Annotated in this window: 14 protein-coding genes; 11 read left to right on the forward strand and 3 right to left on the reverse strand. The window is 41.3% G+C overall.

What is annotated here, in order from left to right; genetic code table 11:
* Window positions 1–121: 121 nt before the first annotated feature.
* Window positions 122–2,878, reverse strand: a complete 2,757-nt coding sequence (locus tag HMPREF3208_RS00480; protein WP_064346693.1) for a phosphoenolpyruvate carboxylase — start codon at window positions 2,876–2,878, stop codon at window positions 122–124.
* Between the two features lie 205 nt (window positions 2,879–3,083).
* Here HMPREF3208_RS00480 and HMPREF3208_RS00485 point away from each other — a divergent pair, with 205 nt between their 5' ends.
* Entirely contained in the window at window positions 3,084–4,832 is a 1,749-nt protein-coding gene (locus HMPREF3208_RS00485; protein ID WP_016637601.1) for a threonine/serine exporter family protein, read from the forward strand.
* A 117-nt stretch (window positions 4,833–4,949) separates the two neighbouring features.
* Here HMPREF3208_RS00485 and trpS read toward each other — a convergent pair whose 3' ends face one another.
* Window positions 4,950–6,041, reverse strand: coding sequence for a tryptophan--tRNA ligase (gene trpS / locus HMPREF3208_RS00490; RefSeq protein ID WP_016637600.1), 1,092 nt, complete (start codon window positions 6,039–6,041; stop codon window positions 4,950–4,952).
* A gap of 146 nt (window positions 6,042–6,187) precedes the next feature.
* On the opposite strand from trpS, the gene HMPREF3208_RS00495 reads away from it, so the two are divergent.
* Window positions 6,188–6,565, forward strand: coding sequence for a DUF3073 domain-containing protein (locus tag HMPREF3208_RS00495; protein ID WP_064346695.1), 378 nt, complete (start codon window positions 6,188–6,190; stop codon window positions 6,563–6,565).
* A 127-nt stretch (window positions 6,566–6,692) separates the two neighbouring features.
* On the opposite strand, the gene HMPREF3208_RS00500 is transcribed toward HMPREF3208_RS00495, so the two are convergent.
* On the reverse strand, window positions 6,693–7,109 hold the full coding sequence (locus HMPREF3208_RS00500; protein WP_032814028.1) for a sterol carrier family protein: 417 nt from the start codon (window positions 7,107–7,109) through the stop codon (window positions 6,693–6,695).
* Between the two features lie 236 nt (window positions 7,110–7,345).
* Between HMPREF3208_RS00500 and HMPREF3208_RS00505 the strand changes: the two genes are divergently transcribed.
* From HMPREF3208_RS00505 to HMPREF3208_RS00545, 9 genes are all read left to right on the forward strand, one after another.
* A complete protein-coding gene (locus HMPREF3208_RS00505; protein ID WP_064346697.1) occupies window positions 7,346–9,829 on the forward strand; it encodes a glycogen/starch/alpha-glucan phosphorylase in 2,484 nt (827 codons plus the stop codon).
* Between the two features lie 239 nt (window positions 9,830–10,068).
* Window positions 10,069–12,012 (forward strand): NERD domain-containing protein, encoded by a 1,944-nt coding sequence (locus tag HMPREF3208_RS00510; protein ID WP_064346698.1) that lies wholly within the window; start codon window positions 10,069–10,071, stop codon window positions 12,010–12,012.
* A gap of 130 nt (window positions 12,013–12,142) precedes the next feature.
* A complete protein-coding gene (locus tag HMPREF3208_RS00515; RefSeq protein WP_064346700.1) occupies window positions 12,143–12,493 on the forward strand; it encodes a hypothetical protein in 351 nt (116 codons plus the stop codon).
* A gap of 49 nt (window positions 12,494–12,542) precedes the next feature.
* A complete protein-coding gene (locus HMPREF3208_RS00520; RefSeq protein ID WP_064346701.1) occupies window positions 12,543–14,093 on the forward strand; it encodes a TRAFAC clade GTPase domain-containing protein in 1,551 nt (516 codons plus the stop codon).
* Window positions 14,094–14,119: 26 nt separating this feature from the next.
* Window positions 14,120–15,028 carry a nucleotide exchange factor GrpE gene (grpE, locus tag HMPREF3208_RS00525; protein WP_064346703.1) on the forward strand — a complete coding sequence of 303 codons (909 nt, stop codon included), beginning with the start codon at window positions 14,120–14,122 and terminating at the stop codon, window positions 15,026–15,028.
* Between the two features lie 108 nt (window positions 15,029–15,136).
* Window positions 15,137–16,810: an Hsp70 family protein gene (locus HMPREF3208_RS00530; protein ID WP_064346705.1), complete on the forward strand. Its 1,674-nt coding sequence runs from the start codon at window positions 15,137–15,139 to the stop codon at window positions 16,808–16,810.
* Between the two features lie 185 nt (window positions 16,811–16,995).
* A complete protein-coding gene (locus HMPREF3208_RS00535) occupies window positions 16,996–19,095 on the forward strand; it encodes an Hsp70 family protein (RefSeq protein WP_064346707.1) in 2,100 nt (699 codons plus the stop codon).
* Window positions 19,096–19,154: 59 nt separating this feature from the next.
* Complete coding sequence (locus HMPREF3208_RS00540) at window positions 19,155–22,220, forward strand: zinc ribbon domain-containing protein (protein WP_155639937.1); 3,066 nt, start codon at window positions 19,155–19,157, stop codon at window positions 22,218–22,220.
* Between the two features lies 1 nt (window position 22,221).
* The gene (locus HMPREF3208_RS00545; RefSeq protein ID WP_064346712.1) at window positions 22,222–23,415 is read left to right on the forward strand and encodes a TRAFAC clade GTPase domain-containing protein; all 1,194 of its coding nucleotides are present in this window, start codon (window positions 22,222–22,224) and stop codon (window positions 23,413–23,415) included.
* Window positions 23,416–23,490 lie beyond the last annotated feature (75 nt).

The following is a 23,490-nucleotide window of genomic DNA, read 5'->3' on the forward strand; positions in this document are numbered from 1 at the left end:
AGTAAATAAGAATTTCTGTTTAAAAATATTTAAGTTTATTATCAAAGCTTATTATCAAAAAAGCTCCCGTATTGTAATTCGCAAATACGAGAGCCTTCTTGATTTAGTAATTTATGAAAAATCATCCAGTATTTTGCAAGCCTGCAGCAACACCGGAAACAGTGCAAAGAATAAGGTAGATGAACTCTGCCTGCTGGCTTTCGCTCAATTCTTCTTTGTCTACCTTGTTACGGAGCTTGTGCAATGCAAGAGATTGGATTACAGAAAGCGCGTCAACATAAGGCGAGCGCACGCGGATTGCCTGACCTAGCACGTGACGATGCTGCAAAGGCCACTTGTCATCAACAATTTGCAAAACCCACTTGCGAGTAAGCTGCATTTCCGAAAGCACCTTATCGCTCAAATCTTCACGATCTCCAAGGCTTAAGTACATGCGAGCAATACGCTCATCTGTTTTAGCCAAAGACATCTCAATATTGTCAATAAATGTGCTAAACAGAGGCCACTCTTCGTAAGCTCTGCGCAAAGTTTCCAAGTCGCCAAACTTTTCGCAAGCTGTACCCAAACCGTACCATGCTGCCAAGTTGATTCGAGCCTGAGCCCAAGAGAACACCCACGGGATTGTGCGCAAATCGTCCAACGACTTCGCACCCAAACCGCGCTTAGCTGGGCGAGAGCCGATTGGAAGCAAGCCAATCTCACTCAGCGGCGTAACCGTGGAGAACCATGGAGTGAAATCATCCGTTTGCAGCAAGTCAAGGAAGCGCTCATGGGCTGCAACATCAAGTTTTTCAGCCATATCCGCATACTTCTTCGTCATATCAGTATTGGTTTTCTCAACACTTGGCGAAGACTGAAGCAAAGTTGCGGAAGCAACGGATTCGACGTGACGAATAGCCAAAATAGGGTTACCGTAGCGAGCGAAAATAACCTCGCCCTGCTCAGTAAGCTTGAATCGACAGTTAACGGAGCCAACAGGCTGAGCAAGCACTGCACGGTTTGCAGGACCGCCGCCTCGACCAACAGCACCACCGCGGCCATGGAATAGTGTCAAATCAATATCATGCCTCTTAGCCCATTGAGCAATACGCTCCTGAGCAGAATGCAAAGCAAGCGTTGCGGAAGTAGGGCCGGCATCCTTGGAAGAATCCGAGTAGCCAAGCATAACTTCCATCTTTCGGCCAGTAGCCTTAAGACGAGCTTGCACTTCAGGAATTTTAATAATCTCCTCAAGCACATTTACGGAATTTTGCAAATCTTCCAACTGCTCAAACAGCGGAATAACGTCGATTGTTGGCGCATCCTGTGGGTGAGCGAAAGCAAGACGATTCAACTCAAATACGTCACGAACATGCTGAGCAGATTTTGCGAAGGAAATAATGTAGCGTCGAGCAGCACGCATGCCGTTACGCTTTTGAATTGCACCCAAAGCACGGAAGGTATCGAGCACTTCACGAGTCATTGGCTGAAGCGGACCGCGTTCGCCATGCAATCCGTGCTCGCGAATATCTTCCAAAGCACGAGAATGCACGAGAGAATGCTGGCGGAATTCCATCTCAACCATGTGGAACCCAAAGGTTTGCGCCTGCCAAATCAAGTCCTGCAAAGGACCATAAGCGGCTCGAGGATCGCCACCTTCAGCCAAAGAGCGCTGCACAATTTGCAAATCTTCAATAAAATCTTCGCAAGAATGATACATCAAATCCGTATCGCGACTGATAGTACGATGCAAGCGGTCAGCCATCACAAGCATTACAGCACGATGCGGCTCGTTATTAGAAACATCTGAAGCGTTTTCCGTAAGCTGTTCGCTCATTTCGCGCTGACGATTCCACAACTCAATCAACTCCACGCTTGGAGGAGTTGTGCGAGTCTCCATAGTTAAGCACTTGCCAACTTCGCGAGTGCGATTTTCCAAAGCCGCAAGCACGTGATCGCTAAACTTTCGAGCAACTTGACGGCTTACTTTAGCGGTAACATTTGGATTACCATCGCGATCTGAGCCAATCCAGCTTCCTGGGTGGAAGAAAGCAGGGCAGCGAGGCGGCACAAGACCAGCCTTCTTACCAAGCAGCCAATCATCAAAACGACGATACACAACTGGGATCGTATCAAATAAAGTAGCGTCGAAAATGTCAAGAATAGTGTCAGCTTCTTCAACTGGAGTTGGCTTCTTTAAAGCAATAGGCGAAGTTCTAAGAAGCGCATCAATTTCGTTATAGAGACGACGATAATTTTCTCGCTTGTCAGATCCACCTAAACGGTGGTGTTCGCTTAATAATTGCGAAATTCTGCGAATCTTTCCAGCCACAGCCTTACGACGGGCTTCAGTTGGGTGCGCAGTAAACACAGGATGGAACTCAAGTTTTGCAAGCAATTCTTTAGCTTGAGCTGGACTCATTTCCGTCAATAATTTGTGATACGCGCAAGTAAGTTCGTTTACTGGGTCAACCGGCAACGAATCCTCAACTTCACATTCACGCTGATGAAGTACAGAAACACGATAATTCTCTTCGCACAAATTAGCGAGATGGAAATACGTTGCGAAAGCACGAGCTAGAAGCTGCATATCATGCAAGTTCATACCATTAATCTTGCTAACAGCCTTGCTTAAGCCATCATCGGCTGTTACTTTTGCGTCCACCATTTGTGCAAAATGCGCAGCACTAGCATCTACAGCATTAAGACGAACATCGTCAAATACTGCCAATAATTTTTCATCAAATTCACCAAGAACATCGCGGAGAATATGCAAGCACAAATCCATGTCTTGCTTAAGCGATGCTGGAAGGTCACGCTCCTCTGGGCCTTTTCGCCCTAAACCAGACGTAACAATAGTTGCGTCTGCTGGAGTAACCTGCTGATTTTCTTCTGTCATCAGACCTCCTTGCGCCAGACAAAGGTTGCTTGATCATCTGACTTCCGCGGCTCCTCCGCGGTTATGTAGGTCAAAAGTTGCAAGCCCACAGCCTTGTTTCCAGCGAGATACCAAGTTAATTGTGAAACTACCACCGGACGTAGCTCGAAGCGTATTTTATTTGTAAAAATCTGCTAGGCAAAGGGGGTGCGTATACTGAAAAAATGTGAGTAGAGTAGATAATAATGCAAGCAGTAATGTAGATAGCAATACAGGCTGTAACGCTTGTAATACTGCGGATAATGACAGTTGTAGCAACAAACCTGAAATTCTTCCAACTGGGCATATAGTTGGCAAACCTTCTGGCCGTTTTCACACGCATGCTATCCCGCTTGACATGGACGATGTTGAGCGTGATTGGGATAAGCCCGTTACTGAAGCGTGTATAGCTGCAAAATCAAGCATTATTATTCGCGTCGGCGCTCTTGGATTGGGAGCAGGAACTGGAAGCTACCGCGTTCGTGAGCTTATGCACCGAATTGGTGAACCAATGGGCGTTCACGTCCGAGCAGACGTAAATCTCACCGACATTGAAGCAACTTGCACCGATAAGCATGAGCGTATTACTGAAGTTGTTGACCTTCCAACTACTGGCGTCAACACTGAACGCATTTGGCTTTTGGAGCATTTTGCCGACTGGTTTAACGTTAAACTTGGAAACGATTCCTTGTATCATTCAAAAGCGGCAGTTTCTAAGGAGTTAGTAGATACTCTTCAAGAAAGCGATGCAGAGCGCGATATTGTACAAACCGCTAAGCAATCTGAGGAACATGCGGCAAAAGTTGCGGAAGAAAAAGCTTTACAAGAAGCTATAAGAAAAGAAAAGCCGCGCGGAATTTTTGCATTGCAGCCAGAAAGCGCTTATGCTGAACATTTTGCACACGTCAAACAAGCTCATAGTAGCGACGCAAATGAAAGCAATAACCATCCTCTCACAGTGAGAGAAGTACATGACCGTCTTGATTTGATTAAAAATCGTAAGCCTCTTTATAAGCCTTGGTTTGCAGGTCTTGCTTCTGCAGTCGCTTGTGCATCCTTCGCATTTTTGCTTGGCGGTGGTATTTACGACATGATTGGCGCTTTTATTGGCGCTGGGATTGGACACTACATTCGTCGACGCATGTTTATGCATCACCTTAACCAATTTGTGGTTACATTCGTTGCTGTTGCAATCGGCGCACTTTCTTGCATCGGCTCACTGCGACTTATTGGCTACTTCGACCCAAGCGCGCTTAATCACACGACTGCGTATATTGGCTCGGTATTATTTGTTATTCCAGGCTTCCCGCTGATTACCGGTGGCTTGGATATTGCAAAAATAGATTTTCCGTCAGGCATTCAACGGTTGTGCTATACGCTGGCGATTATTTTGATGGGAACTCTTGCAGGTTGGACAGTTGCAAGCCTTGTGCAGCTTAACCCCCAAGGTTTCCCTCCGCTCGGATTGAACCCTTGGCTTAACGCAGTTCTGCGACTTATTACAGCTTTTGCTGGCGTGTGGGGCTTCTCCGTGCTGTTTAATTCTCCACAACGTATGTGTTTAGTTGCTGGAATTATTGGTGCTATTACAGATACTTTGCGCTTAACTATGACGGATTTTGGTATCGCTGCCGAAATTGCTGCATTTAGTGGAGCGTTACTAGCTGGATTGCTGGCTTCGGCTTGGCGAGCTATTGTTCGTCATGGGCTTGCTCCTCAATACTTGGGGTATCCGCGAATAGGTCTTACTGTGCCGTCTATTGTGATTATGGTTCCGGGACTTTACATGTACCGCGCAATGTTCTACCTCGGTCAGTTCCATACTCTTCCGGCTTTAGATTGGACCTTCCGCGCATTTATGGTGATTATCTGCTTGCCTATTGGTCTTGCTGTAGCGCGAGTTATTACCGATAAAAGCTGGCGTTACGACGTGTGATGTTCTAAATTGCAGTTCATCAATTTTAACAAAAAGCCGCTTACAAGTTTTCTTGCGAGCGGCTTTATTTTTTACTAATTTGTTTATTAATTTGTTTGTTGAGAGTTAATTCATACTCTAGTACTTCATTCCCATGGCTTCGCGAACTTGAGAAAGTGTTTCTTCAGCAATAGCGTTGGCACGTTTGTTTCCGTCGTGAAGAACATCTCGAATAGCATCCATATCTTTTGCTAATTCTGCACGACGCTCACGGTGAGGAGCTAGGAAGTTATTTACGTTTTCAATTACGTAAGCCTTGAGCGCACCGGCACCAGCGTTACCAATCTCATCTGCAATATCTTTAGGATCCCTACCAGTAACCAGGCCAGCAGTAGTCAAAAGCGCAGAAACTTGCGGGCGAGCAACCGGATCGAAAGTAATCATTCTTTCAGAATCAGTTGGGCTCTTCTTTATTAATTTGGCTGTTTCTTCAGCAGTAGCTCCGAGCATAATCGAATTGCCGTAAGATTTGCTCATCTTACGACCGTCCAAACCTGGAATCTCTGGAGCATCAGAAAGAATTGCCGCCGGTTCTGGGAACACAGGATTCTTTTTTGCATATCGTTCATTAAAGCGACGTGCGATTGTTCGCGTAATCTCAACATGCGGTAAATTATCTTTGCCGATTGGAACAACGTTTGCTTTGCAGAACAAAATATCGCAAGCTTGGTGCACTGGATACGTAAGAAGCAATCCGGTTAAAGCATGTCCAGAAGATTCCATTTCCGACTTTACGGTAGGATTCCTGTGTAATTCTGCTTCTGTAACTAGCGAAAGGAATGGCAACATAAGCTGATTCGCAGCAGGCACGGCAGAGTGCGTAAAAATCATCGTTTTTTCTGGATCAATCCCAGCTGCCATATAATCGAGAACTAAATTCAACACATTATCTTCAATATGTTCAGTTGTGTCGCGATCTGTAATAACTTGATAGTCGGCAATAATAATATTTGTTTTTACGCCACGCTTCTGCATAGCAACACGCTCACGAATAGAACCGAAGTAATGTCCTAAGTGCAAACGACCTGTTGGACGATCACCAGTAAGCATAGTAAATGATGAAGGATTAGCTTCTAATTTTGCAAGTGTTGCATCTGAACGCTTACGAGCTGCTATAAAGCTCGCGCTCATCTCATTTCCTGCAGCTGTTAGCTGTGCTTCTTCTGGCATTTCCAACTCCTTAACTACGCGTATTTTTACGCTGAAAATATGGCTTTTATGGTAAAAGTTTACACAGACAATATACTCGGTTGCGGCACAGTGGTACGCTCTTATGTGATGAACTGATTGTTACGGTAATTTTTAGAGGGGGTCAGATGGGCCGCGGACGACAGAAGGCAAAGCAACAGAAAATTGCCCGTAAGCTCAAATACCTGACGACCGATACGGATTATGACGAGCTTGCTAAGGAACTTAATTCCAGCGAACCCGGACAGGGATCCTTCGATCCATTTGCATCGAGCGAAGGTTATGAAGAAGACACATATCTTCAAGAAAAAGACGATACTGCAGAAAGTATCGCCACTCATACTTCCAGCGATGACGATTTAGACGAGTATGCTAAATGGGCTGCAGAAGCAGCTGCCAAAGCTGTGAGTAGTGAAAATTCCGCTGCGCATCCTGGAACACATGCTGGTGTACATCACCACATACCTATGCCGATGCCGAATTTCATACATAAGCATGATAAATAAAGCTCGTAATAGATAAGATTTACTATAAAGCTTCATTTATCGATAATCACTTCGTAAATATCCTGGGTTAAATGAGAATATTTTGACCCAGGATATTTACGACTGTCATTTTATGTAGGAAACATTCTTAGAGCGGTAGAACATCACTTAAGTCATCACGCTCACCAATTGCATCCATATAACCAGCTTGTTCTTCTTGTTGCCAATTCGTAATACCACTTGCAAGACGCAGCCATACTGCTGGATCAAGTTCAATAACATCTGGCGGTGTAAGATTATGCGGATCGGAAGCTGGTCCATCCAAGATTTTTATAGCTCCCCACGGTGATACTCTCACTTCTACACTGGCTCCGGGAACTTTGCATTCAAGAATATGCAAAGAATACCTCACTGCTAAAGCTTCATCACTACGCGAAATATGCAAAATATTACTATCTATTTGTAGTGGCAAAGTACCATTATCACATGCTTCTAGTGCAGCTTTACGCCAACGTTCCCACGAATATTGTCCTTGTTTTAAATCCCGTTCAAGTATCACACTCATGCCTTTTATTATCTTCTACACAATCTACTTTGCATAAATATTCAGCATAAAACGTTATATACCAATAAATAAAGGTACCGGGTAGTGGTACTATTAGGAACATCGTGTGCATTCACGTACCTTTTGTAGTTATCTGTTATAGTTACCTGCAATACGGTGGTGGTTTAATTGCCTAAGCATAAAGTTTCAGGCTGCACACTTTAAGGAAATATATCAAACGGCACAAGGAGTCAAATATGACTAAACACGTCGCGCCGAAAGCCAAAACTACTGCGACGGCATTTGCCAAAGAACTTCAAGAGCATCTCAAGTACACCCAAGGTGTAACGCCAGAGCAGGCCACTACGGCAGATGTGTATGTTGCCGCTGCTACCGCAGTTCGTCGTCACTTGATGGACTCTTGGATGCAGACACAGCATGACATGGTTAACGGCAATACTAAGGCTGTAGGCTATTTGAGCGCAGAGTTCTTGATGGGCAAGCAGCTTGAGAATGCTTTGTTGAACGCTGGTCTTACTGACCAGTTCAATAAGGCTGTTACTAAGCTTGGTTTTGATCCAAAGGCTGTTATCGATGCTGAGTATGAGCCAGGTTTAGGTAACGGCGGTTTGGGTCGTCTCGCAGCCTGCTTTATCGACTCGCTCGCCTCTATTGGCGTGCCAGCATTCGGCTACGGCATCCAGTATCGTTACGGCATCTTCAAGCAGCGTTTTGATGAAGAAGGTAAGCAGGTAGAAACCCCTGATTACTGGCTAAGCAACGAAGAGCCATGGGGTCACATTGATTACGGTCGTGACCAGCGCGTCAACTTCGGTGGTGAAGTTGTCGAAGAGAATGGTAAGCGCGTATGGAAACCAGCTTGGTCTGTTCGTGCAGTACCAGTTGATTACATGGTTCCAGGTTATAATTCTGGTCGAGTGAATACTCTTCGCTTGTGGACTGCTAAGTCTTACGATGAGTTTGATTTGCTCACTTTCAACAAGTCTGATTATTTGGACGCTGTGAAGCCGCAGGTTGCAGCGGAAAACATTTCTAAGATTCTTTACCCAGAAGATTCCACTCCAGAAGGTAAGGCTTTGCGTCTTGAACAGCAGTACTTCTTCGTAGCTGCTTCTATTCACGACGCTATCCGCGTATTCTATCCAGGTCAAGACAAGCCGGATCTCACTACCTTCCCAAGCAAGATTAACTTCCAGTTGAACGATACTCACCCAGTTATCGGTATTCCAGAGCTTATGCGCGTTCTTATGGACGAGTACGGTTATGATTGGAACACCGCTTGGGGTATCACCACTAAGACATTCAACTACACTTGCCACACTCTGCTTCCAGAAGCTTTGGAAGTTTGGCCAGCAAAGCTTATTGGCGAACTTTTGCCACGTCACCTTGAGATTATTCAGGGCATTAGCGAGCAGTTCCGCAACGAGCTTCGCGGTAAGGGCGTTGCTGAGGATCAGGTTGAGCGTATGCGCATCGCTACCGACGCCGATGAAAATGGCGAAGGTGCTGTAGTTCGTATGGCTTACTTGGCTACCTACGCCGGCTCTTACGTTAACGGTGTTGCTGAACTTCACTCTGAGTTGTTGAAGGATGTCACTTTGAAAGACTTCTCCAGCGTTTACCCAGATAAGTTCAAGAACGTTACTAACGGCGTAACTCCTCGTCGCTTCGTACGTTTGAGCAACCCACGCATGTCTGCTCTTATTACTGAGGGCTTGGGTACAGACGCATGGCAGGGTGATTTGGAGCTTCTCGAAGGTTTGAAGCCATTGGCTGATGACCCATCCTTCGTAAAGAAGTTCGCTAAAGTTAAGCACGAAAACAAACTTGCCTTCGTTGATTTCGCAAAGCAGAAGTACGGCTTTGAGATCAACCCAGACACCATGTTCAACACCATCATTAAGCGTTTGCACGAGTACAAGCGTCAGTCCATGAAGATCCTTCAGGTTATCTCCATGTACGCTGGAATTAAGAACGGCACAATCGACGTTGACAAGATGCTTCCACGCACCGTGTTCTTCGGCGCTAAGTCTGCTCCAGGCTATGCTATGGCAAAGCTCACCATTCAGCTCATTAACAATGTTGCTCGCGTGGTGAACAATGATCCAGCATGCAAGGGCAAGCTTGCAGTGTTCTTCCCACCAAACTACAACATCGAGTTGGCAATGAACTTGATTCCTGCCACCGATTTGGACGAGCAGATTTCTCAGGCTGGTAAGGAAGCTTCCGGCACTGGTAACATGAAGTTCGCTTTGAATGGTGCTTTGACTGTTGGTACTCTTGATGGTGCAAACGTTGAGATTCGCGAGCGCGTTGGCGCTGAGAACTTCTTCCTCTTCGGCATGACCGTTGACGAGGTTGAGAAGCTTTACGCTGAAGGCTACGATCACGGTGGCTCCCGTAAGTACTATGAATCTGATCCTCGCTTGAAGACCGCTGTGGATATGGTTGCTGACGGCACCTTCTCCAATGGTGACAAGAGCGTGTATGAGCCACTCGTCAACGATTGGCTTACCCACGACTACTTCATGGCAATGGCTGATTTCAGCTCTTACATGGATATTCAGGCTCAGATTGAGGAAACTTACCGCGATCCAATGAAGTGGGCACGTATGGCTGTATTGAATGTTGCCAACTCCGGTTACTTCACTTCCGATCGTTCTATTCAGGATTACCTCGATCGCATTTGGCACACTGGTCCACTTCCAGTTGCTGAGTGAGTACGTATAACATATAACTCACACTTTAGAGCTAATAAGTAAAAAAGATAAATAAAAAGGAGCAACGGAATAATGTTCTCGTTGCTCCTTTTTATTTATCTTTTAGTCTACCAATAACATTACTGCCGATAATGATATAAAAAGTAAAACTGTTAGTAAACCAATTTTAGGTAAGATAGTAGGATTATTTGCACACACACGTATAATCAAGAACAAAATGCGACTCGAGCGAGGTTTGTATGAGTTTTATTGATATGCTTAATCAGCTGGGAAATCAACGAGGAAATTACAGCGCACATTTTACCCAAAATACCGCATCCACACTATCAGATACTGATTTTTTTAATTCAGTTCAAAAACCTACTGATAAAGATCTTCGTGAAGCCTGGAGACAAGCGATACGAAAATATGGTTTACAATATGATACACCTGATGTGCCCGTTATTGACGATACCTTGGTGCCAAAGGAAACTGCCGAATCAAAAAGAGCATACGACGAAATCAATAATCACGCTATTTATGGTGCTCGCATATATGGAAATCCTGGTTCCGGTCTTAATGACAGTTCTTTTGGTGAAAGACAAATTAAAACTGGCATAAAAGGCGAATCTGTTTTCGCAAAATTATTATCTTGGGACAATATATTGAACCATTGTGTTTCTTTCTGGTCCGTTTACAAACCAGATGCAGCGGGAAATCGCAATGCTATGGGTGCCGATATTGATTGCATACTAAAATTTGGAAATCATATACTTATGGTGGATGTAAAAAACTATCGTTCAGGATTGGATTATCATACACTTATTCCCAATAAAGCTATGTTTTGTACCTACAAAAAGGCACGAGTAGTAGCTCACGATGAATATATTTTCAGTGCAAATATGGCATTTGCTCAACGCGATATGACGAATTATCTCCAAGAAAATCACAGCCATTGTACAGTTGAGTCATTTGTAGTATTAGTCCCAAGCTCAGTTGGTCAAGCAACGTTAGATTCTGACATTTGCTGGCCCACAGGCATACCAGCTATGTCATATTCATCATTTATTGACATGCTGAAGGAACGAGCTCTTCATGATAACTCCTACCTTAATTTTGATTCAACGCAAACTCCTGAAGAAGGATTTCTGGCTTCTTTAGTAAAAAGCTACGGCGATATTCCTATCAACACTCTGAACAAGAACATGAGTAGTTTTTCTTGGCCTGAACCTACTTATGATGAGTTACGTGGCATTAAACCGAAACAACCACAAAAATCACAAAAAAACTGGCAAAAGTATCATAGCAATAAGCGATATACCACACAATCAGACAACGCAATGACTGATACATGCTCATCCAACACAAATACGCAAACGCAACAGCAATATGTTAATCAGCAGAAAACACAGCAACCTTGTCAGGAGTATACTAAACCCGTAACAATGGGACGTGACTGTTCTTTACAACTGTTAAAAGATGAACATAACAACTCAGATGTGCTCTCTTTTGCTCACGTTTCTGGATTTTTAGCTGCCGGATGGCAAGGATCAGGAATGGTGTTTGCCATGTCATCAATTATAGGAACGTTAGTACGAATACCCAATATAAATGTCCATATTATAGACTGTAATAGTTCATCTTGCTTTGAACAGTACGAGGATGAAGCCGCTTCATATACTAGGCTTATGGACGGTAGCGATTTAGTGAGCGGATGCATTCAAAGTATGTATACATCGCTTATATCGAGAGAATTATCTCGCCGCAAACATGGCATAGGTTTTTGGGATACACAAGATCATCAAGGACTCAAACTCGAAATTTTATATATTAATGAATGCTCGTACTTATTCAACCCAAAACTGAAAACAAAACGTTTATCCAATGATGACGAGCAAAACATCAGTGATTCACTGCGGTACATGCGTCATATTCTTACCAAAGGGGTTGAAAACGGCATGTGTATTATGATGGCAACCCAAAAACCATCATTCGCATCGTTACCAGCAACGTTAGTTGACTCATGTCAGATCCGCGCTTGTTTCAAGGTACCTTCACAAACACTAGCAAAAACTGTTTTGAGAGATGCTTATACTGATAGGCTCATTCCCGTCGAAACATTGCGAATAGGTGAGAGCTTACTGCATACTCCACAACATTCATTGCAACGCGTTACTTTTAATCTACCAACACGAAATTCTTAATATAGAAACATATACATTTGCAAGGTGAGAGACAATCCCTTATCTGCAGATAGTACAGACAAACATTGAAAAAGAGCTCTACACAGTTATATAATACCAACAGTAACATTGGGAGAAAGAAGATTCAACTATGGATGAACTGCTCATTGCTATCGTAGTCATTTGTGTGGTTGTATGGGTTATTATACAAGTTGTCAATTGGATTATACATTTTTTAAGTCAAAACCCTGTTATTGGACAAACTACAAGTTTAATCATAGAAATCGCTATTTTATGCGCACTGTTGATAGGATTTGTCATAGGTGTAATAGGTGCACTAAAGAGCTACTATAAGGCTTTAATTGATGTATACGGCAAAAATAGTGGCATACTCATTAGCACCATTTCAACCATTTTCTGGGCTGCATGCGTGCTGTTTATCACAAATCCAATCTTGCAATCACTGTTTACGGCAATAAAATTATTACTTCATCACGAGTAGTTCATAATTACATAGCAATAGTGAATTAAGCTGTTGTAAAGGGAGTATTATGGCAAAGGTAAAGATATCTGATCCAGCAGAAATTTCCTATTTTTATCGACAAAATTGGATTGACATTAAGGAAATTATCCACAAATTTTTACTTAACACAAGAGAATCACTGAATGATTCAACAAAAGGGATTAACGATACTTACTGGACTTCGAGTTTCTTGTCAGTCTTGAAAACAGTGTTTGCGTACATCTGTTGGCTGTCTTCTGCTTTTATTCAGCTTGTAGTTGCTATTTCACTCTTCTTCTTCATGGTGTTTCCGCATATTGTGATTGCAACATTAATTGACATAGTAGCCATAACTATTATAAAAATATTGGCGTTTATCGATTTCTTAGTCATTCATGTTGGTCGTATCTCTTACGTTTGCGATTTCTGCCACGAACGTTACAACAACCCCATTTATATTTGTCCAACATGTAATGAAAAGCATTTTGCACTGAAACCAAATCGTTATGGCGGCTTGCATCATAAGTGTACTTGTGGTCAAATATTATCCTCAAGTTTATTGTGCCATAAGAATCCTCGCTACGCTTTGCAAAGCATTTGCCCATGCTGCTGGAAATCAGGCCGTGAAACTTTTGTCGAAAGCACTAACAGTCGTACCATACTTATTCCTATCGTTGGCGGCGAGTCAACAGGTAAGACTGCAATTATCACGGCCTACGTAAAGGATTTTGTGTCCACTAGAACAGCGCAACATGGTTTATCTGTCGAATTTTATAATGACGATAAACAATCAATGTTTACTAACATGGATACAGATTATCAGCGCGGAACAGTACAAAAAACTGCTACTATTACTGATACCACTGCTTCTAGTATTCTTGCCATGAGTTTTTACATACATGGTAAGAATCTCAATCCAAAACGACTAATCCAGCTATATGACATTGCTGGAGAGACCTTTGTTTCGCAGCAAGAGCATGAGAAGCAAAATCAATATGCGCGTTGCGATGGCATCGTGTTAGTCATTGATCCTATGTCATTACCACAAGTGAAAGCTATGTGGTCTGGAGATCTTGCTGCTGGCGATTTGGGTACTATCAGTTCCGCAAATCTTGAAGATGTAATGAGTGCACTCAATAATAATCTTCGCGCAACCACTAATATCGACCGCAAAAATAAGCTATCAACTCCTATCGCTGTAGTCATCAACAAAATCGATGAGTCAGAAGAGTTGCAAAATCATATTGGAGATAAAGCTATTGCTAAACTTCGAGCATCAGATCCTGAAAAATGGAATGATGAGTTTGACACCATGGACTTCTTGTGCCGACAATTCCTTATAGACATGGATATGCCAGAAGTTGTCGATCTCATTGCTCAGAATTTCAAAACTTCACGATTTTTTGCTATAAGCGCAATAGGTCACACAGCCGGCACTGGCAAAGCTTTCACACCAAAGAATGTAAATGCAGCAATCGATTGGATTATACGACAGAGCGATCCAACGTTAGCGAATGCTTTACAAGCAGTAACATTTTCCAAGAACGTACTACCTATTGAACAGCCTGCAATAGGTATGGCAGACCAGTTTTTGAATTAATTTTTTAGAGTAGAAAGGAACAAGAGATGGATGATGCAAATCTTCTTAAAGAAAGTTACCAAACTGAAGGTTGCGTAGACACAGAAGAACTGCAACCTTCTCACGTAGATCATAAACCAGTACTCTCTAAAACTTTTACTGTAGACGAAAATACTGCTGATGCAGTTCCACAAAGGTATGCCACCAATGAATCCAACCAAGAAGCAATCATGGCAGAAACTCCAGTGGAAGACTCATCAGTTACACCTAAAAAATCTCAATGCGAAGATTCTTACAAAGAAGCACTCAATAATTTACAATCATCTATCATTGATAATCTCCAAGAGCATCACGAAACATTACACAATGACCTCAATGAGGTTTCATCTGTATTAGCAATGCTTAATAAACAGTTCACTCAAAGATTGCAATACGACAAAGTAAAAGAGACAGTCATTGACCGTCAACATAAAGAACTTGAAGAGTTCCGCGAAGGTCTCAACCACAATTTACAGCGCCCTTTGTTATACGATATCGCAGAGACTTTGGACGATATCCGCAAAACTAAACTTTTCTACGCTAAAAAGGAGAATAGCGAACTTGCTATAAAAGCACTAGAAGGCGTAGAGGATTCACTCAATTACATCTTAGAAAAGAACAATGTTGAATGTGCCAGTAGCTCTGAAGGCGATCCGTTTACTGGAACATGTCAGCGAATGATTAAAAGCATTCCTACTTCTGATATTTCTAAACAAAGAACAATCGCCGAGTCCGTCGCTCCAGGATATATTTTTGACAAAGAAACACTTTTTAAAGAAAAAGTAATCGTATACAAGTATGTGCCCGATTACACAGAGACGGGACAACAAGTTCAGCCAGCTGAGATAATCTCAACACCTACACCAGATAATGAAGAAACTGCAGAATTTAACACTTTTGAAAACACTAACAAGTAATACAATAAAAAAGAAATTAATAAATATAACGTGCAGTTAATTAGGTTACTGCAACCTACAACATTTTGTCATGGAATAAATCCTGATAAATCAAAGAAAGGAACATCAATGTCAAAATACGTTTACGGAATTGACTTAGGAACCACTTACTCATGCATTGCTTATCAAAGTGAAGATGGCCGTCCAACAGTTATCAAGAATGTGGATACTAATTCAGACACAACGCCTTCAGTAGTTCAATGGGATGAAGAAGGAACCGTAGTTGTAGGACAAGAGGCAAAAGATTCCGGAGTTTTGCTACCAGATCGCACTATTGCTTTCGTTAAGAGATTGATGGGTAAAAGCAATATTGCTATTACTATTGATGGCCGAGACGTCTCACCAACTGAAGTAAGCTCATACATTCTTAAAGAATTAGCAAAACAAGCTAGTCAGCAACTTGATGATGAAGTCAAGGATGTTATTATTACATGCCCAGCTTACTTTGGTGAAGCAGAACGCACTGCAACAAAGCAGGCAGGTGAAATTGCCGGTCTTAATGTTTTATCTGTTATTGAGGAACCAACCGCTGCCGCTATATGTTACGGAGTAACGCGCGCAACAGAGAATAAAAATGTTATGATTTATGATCTCGGCGGCGGAACATTTGATATTACTATTATGCAAATTGCTAATGGTACTATTCGCGTTGTTACTACTGAGGGTGATCATGAACTTGGTGGCAAAGATTGGGATACTGTAGTTAGCCGTATGCTTGTCGACAAGTTTATGGAGGCAACAGGAAGCGATACAAATCCGCTTGATGAAGAAGATAGCGAAGAATTCCAACAAGACCTTGCTATTAAGGCTGAAAAGCTGAAGCAAGCTCTTTCTAATAAGCAAACAGCCAAGCAGGTTCTCAACTTTAACGGCGAACGCGCGCAGGTAGAAGTTTCACGTGAAGAATTTGATGAAGCTACTAAGAATCTGGTTGTACGCGCATTACAGCTGGCAGATAAAGCTGTTGAAACCGCAAAATCTCAGAATATTACAATCGATGATATTCTCCTGGTTGGTGGTTCTACTAAAATGCCACAGATTCAGGAGAGCGTAAAAGAGCACTTTGGTATGGATCCAAAAATCTTTGAACCAGATGAGGCAGTGGCAAAAGGTGCTGCAATTTACGCAATTATGCAGGCTGATGAACAATCTAAGCTTCGTGAAGACGAAGTCAAGGAAACCGATGACAACGGCAACGAGGTTGCTGTTAATCAAACTACTGGCGAAAAGCGTGTGCTTCCAACATTATCAGGCGGCGGTTCCGCACTGCCAACAATCGGTGGAAGCGCAGCAAGCGTCAAAGTTATTTCCGTATCAACTAAGAGTTTTGGTGTTAAAGCTACCGACATTTCAGATGGAAATGAAAAAATATTTAATTTGATTCTAAAGGATGATCCAATCCCAGCATCTATAACTAAATCATTTGCAACACAAGAAGATAATCAGCTGGGCGTAGAACTACGCATTTATCAGAATTCTGATCGTGTTGAAACATATGATGTTGATGAAGACTTCTTCTTGGGCACTGCTGAACTTTCTTTGGCTCCTAACACTCCAAAAAATTCTGAGATTCAAATTACACTCGATTTGACTGAAGATGGTACCGTAAAAATGCACGCCATGGATATCACATCTGGCAATGTAGTTGATGCTCACTGGAAACCAGAAAATGTCATGAGCGATAAAGAACTTGAAGAAGCTAAAGCTCGTGTTAGCGAATCCAAGAGCATCAGCATAATGTAGCTCATGTAGAAAAAGCATAAAAACGAAGATATTCCTTTCAGTTGTGTCAACGGAGTATGGCTACGCGCCGTTGACACAACATTGATACGAAATTTATAAATAAAAAATTCTTGTTATGTTGCGAACAACATAGATTTCTTAACGCGTAATAGCATACATAACAGCAATATTGAGGGAGAAGAGCTATGGGTATTTCTGTAGGAATTGACTTAGGAACCACATATTCCGCAGTTGCAATGATTGATAAGAATACTGGACGAGCTCGTATAATCCCTAATAAGGACGGTAATTCAGTAACTCCATCTGTAGTTTACGTTGGAGATGATGATTCAATACTAATAGGTCAAGAAGCGAAAGATCAGCAAGAATTCGGCTCTGAAAATACAGCAGCATTCTTTAAGAGATCTATGGGCGATCCAATGTTTCATATCAACCTACACGGCCACGATTGCACTGCTGTTACTTTATCTGCAATGATGCTCAAAGGATTAGTAGAACAAGCTGAAGAAGTTTCTGGCGAACACATCGATTCGGCATATATTACTGTTCCTGCCTATTTTAAGAATTCCGAACGTGAAGCAACTCTTGCTGCAGCAAAACGAGCTAAGCTCAATGTATTGGGTCTTCTTAACGAACCAACTGCTGCTGCATTTGCTTACGGTCTTAACGGTAAAGGCGTTCATCAAACTGTACTCATTTACGATCTCGGCGGCGGTACGTTCGACGTTACACTTGCAAAAATTGACGAAGATGAAATTCGTATTCTTGGCTCTGACGGCGATCATAAGTTAGGCGGAAAAGATTGGGATACTGCCGTAACTCAGTGGATTATTGAACAATTCCAGCAGGAGTTCGATGTTGATATTTCTGAAGATACAAACGAACTTTCTCAAATTGCAGTTCTAGCTGAGCGAGCAAAAAAACGTCTTTCTCAAGCTGCACATGCTGACATTACTGTTAGCTATAACGGAGACCATGGAAAATACCGTATTACCAGAGAAATTTTTGACGATATCACCAACTACCGTTTGAAATCTACTAGTGATATCGTAGACAGATTATTTGCGAGTGTTACGCCACGCATAACTTGGCAAGACATTGATGGAGTAGTACTTGTTGGAGGATCTACTCGCATGGCGCAAGTACATGATTATGTTGAGCGCATGAGTGGAAAGCCACCATTAGGAGGCATCAATGTAGACGAAGCAGTAGCACTTGGCGCAGCAATACGAGCTAACCAAAACAGCAATGGAATTTCCTCATTACCAATGTTAGGAGGGTCCACTAGCTCAAAGAAAGCACCGCTACCAGTTATTGGTAGTAAAAAAATCACAGATGCTACAGCACACGCTTTAGGCATGATTTCCGAAAGTAAGGACGGAAGAGAATATTTTAATAATATTCTTATACCAAAGAATTCACCTATTCCAGCTCATAACACCAAACAAGTTGAATTAAGAATCCCGTCTCAAGGCGGAACTATGGAGGTGTATTTGTTGCAAGGTGGAGAGCATGCTCCGCTTGACAACGAAGTCGCAGGAAAATATGTGTTTACAAATATTGAAAATGTAAACAATAGCAGACTTGCACATATGGATGTCACGTATAGTTATGACGATAATGGTGTAATTCAGATTTCTGCAATACAGAAAGAGACTGGCAGATCGCTTGTTATGCACAGAGAACCAGTACCAGAAGATATGGATTGGGTGTATAAGAGTCCAAACGAAATAGCAAAAGAAGCTAAGAAAAATGCTGTTAGTGGAGAAGTATATTTGTTCATTGACATGTCTGGCAGTATGTCTGGAGATCCTATAAAGCAAACCATTGTTGCAGCGAACGATTTTATTAAACAAATAGATGTAACATCTTTGCATGTAGGTTTAGTAGGTTTTGGCGATAGATCAATAGGATATCTAAAAGCTTCTAACGATTTGCAAAAAATACGTTATCACATTAATAAAATTAAGCAGTACTTTGACGAAGGTAAATGTGGATACGGAAATGAAAATAATCCTCTATCAATTTTACCAGATTTGTATAGCAATAATTCACAAATCAAACTTGCTATTATTCTCACTGACGGAGTGTGGGATTATGAAAATCAAGCAATATATAGTGCAGAAAGAGCTTGGAGTATCAATTCCGATACGGTTGGAATTGGTATAGGCAGCGCCAATGAAGACTTCTTGCAAAAGATATCCTCAATGAGAGAATTGAGTCAGTTAACTGATCTTAGTGGATTATCTGAAAGTTTCTCCAATATTGCACGAGCTATTAGCTAATTTAATTGCTTTCAACTAAATAATTGCGTGAGTGAACTAAAACAAAGGTCAGGATAATTATGAGCACCACTAATATGTACCTATTGTTAGACATCTTTAAGTTTGACAATAATCTTGTTGGGAATAGTGATAACGATCAAGCAGTAATCGCCGTTATTCAATCAGCTCTAAAAGCTAAGGAAGCACAGTGGTCCAAAGAATCTAATACAGCTTCTTCAAAGGCTGAAGTTGCAAAAATCAACATGGAGAGAAGTAAAAACGCTCTCAAAAACTTGAGCACGCAGGCAGATAGAAAAGCCTGTTGGGAAGAAGCAAAACAGCTTGTAGAAACTGAAATTAATAAGACTCTAAAAATTTTCTTAATAAGAGGCTATCTTGTAGACAGTAATTTTGACGCTATCATCAAAAAAATTAAGGATACTTTAGGAGTAACACTCGAGAGAAAAGACATTGAGCTTTTCACTAAGAATGTGGAAGTTCGTAAAGCAAGCAAAACAAATGTACCTTCTGGTAAAGAGTTAAAACCAGAAGGCATAAATGAAACAAAATATAAGAATAATAATGGCAAACTCCAAACATTAGGTTACAGCTCTCTTTATGATTTGCTGGCCAAAAAGCGAAAAGTAACAAAAATAAAGAGCACTCCTACTGACATGTGGAAACAATGGGCAGATGAGGACAATAAAGCTCTACCTAATAAATCATCCGAAGAAGTAAGCTTCCAGCATGATTTGCTTAACTTCTGCATAACAAGTGTCTTCGATTCTGAAAAATCACGTCAAGATTATGACAACTACTTAGCATATAAGGACTTAAAATCTAAACTTGATGACATTAAATTAGCTTATGCTTCAGATAAAAATTCACCTCAGCCACTTGATAACGCTAGCGCAAATCAATTTATTAAGGAAATGCTACAAATAGCTTCCCAGCATAATATGCAGCTCACAAGAAAAGATATGGTGGAATATATTCTATTCATGTGCGCTAAGGCTAAGATTCCGTATAATCCTCCTGAATTAAGCCAAAGCGAAGAAAAAAGCGTCGCATATTACTATTGCCCTTGGTGCGGTGTTGTTATCAACGAAAATGATGTAGCTTGCGCATCCTGTGGAGGAAAAATAAAGGTTACATGCGTAAAGTGCGGTGCAAGCAACAGAGCAGATGATAAGTTCTGTTCTAATTGCGGCAAAAACTATGCAGATTTGCAGAAAGCTACTGCTCTTTGTGCCGCGGCAGAAAACGAACTTAGCTATCTTCGATTTGATAAAGTTGAGTTGCTTCTTGATACCGCTCAGTCACTGTGGAAAGATCTTGAAGATATTGATAAAACTCGAATTGAATTGCACAGGCAACAAAAACTCATTGGCACACAAATAAATGAGCTTAATGATGCGATTAAGAAAAAACAATTCATGAGAGCACAACGTACATATGTTGACATTCGTAAGCAATATGCACAATATAATGACGCTGAAATAGAAGAAAAAATTAAGGACAGCATTTCTCAAGCTCAAGCAATTCTCGGCTCAAATGGCGGACTAAACAATTTAACTACTGCTTTAAGAGCATACGAAGTTTGCTCTGATTATACAGGTCTTGCTACAGCTTTTGCGAAAAACACTCCTCAAGCAACAGGGACAATATCCGTAATTTCAAATACACTTACTCGTGAAAACAACATAACATGGCAACCTTCACGAACTACACCTGTCATATACGTACTTGTAAAGAAAAAAGGATCTGCTCCTATCAGTATTGATGATGGAGACATTATCGCTCGCACAAGCGGCACATCATTTACAGATACTAATGTTGAAAGCGCAAGTGAATATTATTATGCTGTTGCTGCAACATGTGGCCCTATGTCATCTTCTTTAATTGTTTCTAAGAGAATTGTCAATTATTTTGATGTTACCAGCCCTAGAGTTTCACCTTCAAATGAGTCATTACAGATAACTTGGTCTAAACAACCTGCAAATTCTTCTATAGAGGTGTGGCGTAATGAAAATCATACGCCACAAAGCCCAGGTGACGGCATTAAGGTAGCAAATGTTGTAAATGGCGGATTGCTTGATTCAAATCTTCTAAACAATACCACGTACTATTACACAATTTACGCTGTCTATCAAGCATCGGATGGAACTACAAAATACTCTCGTGGCATATCGTGCAGCGGCACTCCAATTACGCCACCAGAGCCAATTGATTTCATGATTCCTCAACTACAGAAGGATAGAAGTTTTACACTCCAATGGAATAAACCAAGTACAGGCGAAAGTAAGTTCTACTACACAAACACTGCACCAAAATTTAGCATGGAAGATTCTATACCTGAATCAGAGCTATCCGCAAAAGCCATGCCGTTATCTGTTAAAGTAACTGGAGACGGAAAGGGTACATTCACTCTCCCAGACGATAATGTTTATTATATTATCGCGGCAACTGTAAAAAATGGTACTGCACTAATTGGCACTACCGCAACAGTATCAAGTAAAGAGGCAGTAACTATAAAAAAGATAACAGCATCTAACACTAATGCTTTTGTTATTTTTGATTGGCCGAACGGCAGCGAACATGTAGCGTTAGCATGGCGTGGAGATCGATTCCCTATCGAACCTTTTGAAAAAGGGAATTCGCGAAAAATTGTTAATCAAAAAACATATAATCTGAAAAAAGGTATTACTGTAGATGGTTTAAGTAGTGCAGATACGTATTATTTTAGCCTTTTTGCCGAATTAGGATCTGGAGATTCTGCCTCATACTCTGCTGGAAGCAATAAAACTTTTTCTTTCGGTAAAATTGGAAAAGCTACATATTATATTGATGTCACAAAGTCGCTTTTCGCTGGCATTCGTTCCGCCAAACTTATTATTGAATCTAATTGCCCGCTTCCAGAAACAGAGCTGCGCATACAGAAGGCAGGCGTACCTGTATTCCGAACGCAGGGAAAACTTATACTAAACAATCAAGCTATTAAAGAAGCAGGAATAACAACTATTGATATTCCTACGTCTCTTTTAGCAAGGGACATGTATTACAAGTTATTCTTCAAGAACGATGATGATTATCAGAGTATTGATTTAGTTACTAAAGCAAACAAACCACCAAAGATTGGAAAGTAATATGAAATTTAGCTATATTTGCCCATTTTGTTTTAGCGAGCATAAAATCGGTGATGTAGATTTTGCTTGCGAACAACGTAAAATTTGCGGAGAAGAACAAGATGCTCAGCTGTCCAAATATACTGGTAACAAATCTTATCTAGGTCCGCACACATTTCGATTGCCAAAAGCTTCCGTATTATCTATGCCTAAGATGGCTGATTGTGACAAATGCCACCAAACTTCTCATACTCGCATTTGCCCAACATGCCATAACCAACTTCCAGTTACTATCGAATCTGATGAAGATACAATAGTTGCATTGATTGGTACACGCGGTTCTGGTAAAAGTACGTATATTGGTGTGTTAATTCATGAAATGATGAAACGACTATTCAGACCTTTTAATGGTACTTTCCAACTATATGGTGCTGAAGATAGTCACCAATATCGCGAACGTTTTGAAAACGATTTATATAAGAATCATAGACCTATTGCACAAACACAAAGTCATTTGGTCGGTAACACAATAACTGAAAATAGACCGATCCTTGGTACGGTAAAGTTGCAAACACAAGGGTTTATGAAAAGAATTAAAGCAATGACTGTTGTATTCTTCGATTCTGCCGGTGAAGATTGGGAAAATCAAGATACTATTAATGTTGTTGCTAGATATATTGCTCATGCTGCAGGCATCATTTTCCTCATCGATCCGTTAGCTAACGCTGTTATGAGGAATAATATTGATAATGAAGACGCTATAAAAACTTCAATTGGTGCTGAAACTAATACTGTGTCAGAACCTGCTGAAGTACTGAATCGCGCTGCTGATTTAATTCGTAAGCAACGCAACATGAAGATTACAGCAAAGATTGATATCCCTGTTGCCGTGGCTTTCTCTAAACTTGATGTTTTGGAAGATTTAAATGTACTTCCTCAAGGTTCTGCTCTCGCACAACCATCTCCACATGTACAATTAGGAAAATTTGACGATAATGATCAGCAAATGATAAATCAAGAAATGCGAGGATTGCTTTCCACTTGGGATCAGGGGGACTTCTTGCAAGCTCTTGATTTAAACTATTCTAATAATGCTTGCTTTGCTTTCTCTGCATTAGGACGTGCTCCTGAACAGGATGGCAGTATTGCTCCTCCTATTCCTAAGCGTATCGAAGATGCAATGTTCTGGATTCTTCACAAACGTGGAATTTTATAAATTGTTTTTAACTATTCGTCAACAGATAAGTTAGCAAAAATGTATTTTTCAAGCGTAACAAATTACATAAGGAAT

This window comes from Gardnerella vaginalis (assembly GCF_001546485.1).
Classification (GTDB): domain Bacteria; phylum Actinomycetota; class Actinomycetes; order Actinomycetales; family Bifidobacteriaceae; genus Bifidobacterium; species Bifidobacterium vaginale_D.

Coding starts and splice junctions, on each gene's coding strand:
- HMPREF3208_RS00480 (WP_064346693.1), bottom strand. CDS start 2,878: ATGACAGAAGAAAATCAGCAGGTTACTCCAGCAGACGCAACTATTGTT.
- trpS (WP_016637600.1), bottom strand. CDS start 6,041: ATGCCAGAAGAAGCACAGCTAACAGCTGCAGGAAATGAGATGAGCGCG.
- HMPREF3208_RS00495 (WP_064346695.1), top strand. CDS start 6,188: ATGGGCCGCGGACGACAGAAGGCAAAGCAACAGAAAATTGCCCGTAAG.
- HMPREF3208_RS00500 (WP_032814028.1), bottom strand. CDS start 7,109: ATGAGTGTGATACTTGAACGGGATTTAAAACAAGGACAATATTCGTGG.
- HMPREF3208_RS00505 (WP_064346697.1), top strand. CDS start 7,346: ATGACTAAACACGTCGCGCCGAAAGCCAAAACTACTGCGACGGCATTT.
- HMPREF3208_RS00510 (WP_064346698.1), top strand. CDS start 10,069: ATGAGTTTTATTGATATGCTTAATCAGCTGGGAAATCAACGAGGAAAT.
- HMPREF3208_RS00515 (WP_064346700.1), top strand. CDS start 12,143: ATGGATGAACTGCTCATTGCTATCGTAGTCATTTGTGTGGTTGTATGG.
- HMPREF3208_RS00520 (WP_064346701.1), top strand. CDS start 12,543: ATGGCAAAGGTAAAGATATCTGATCCAGCAGAAATTTCCTATTTTTAT.
- grpE (WP_064346703.1), top strand. CDS start 14,120: ATGGATGATGCAAATCTTCTTAAAGAAAGTTACCAAACTGAAGGTTGC.
- HMPREF3208_RS00530 (WP_064346705.1), top strand. CDS start 15,137: ATGTCAAAATACGTTTACGGAATTGACTTAGGAACCACTTACTCATGC.
- HMPREF3208_RS00535 (WP_064346707.1), top strand. CDS start 16,996: ATGGGTATTTCTGTAGGAATTGACTTAGGAACCACATATTCCGCAGTT.
- HMPREF3208_RS00540 (WP_155639937.1), top strand. CDS start 19,155: ATGAGCACCACTAATATGTACCTATTGTTAGACATCTTTAAGTTTGAC.
- HMPREF3208_RS00545 (WP_064346712.1), top strand. CDS start 22,222: ATGAAATTTAGCTATATTTGCCCATTTTGTTTTAGCGAGCATAAAATC.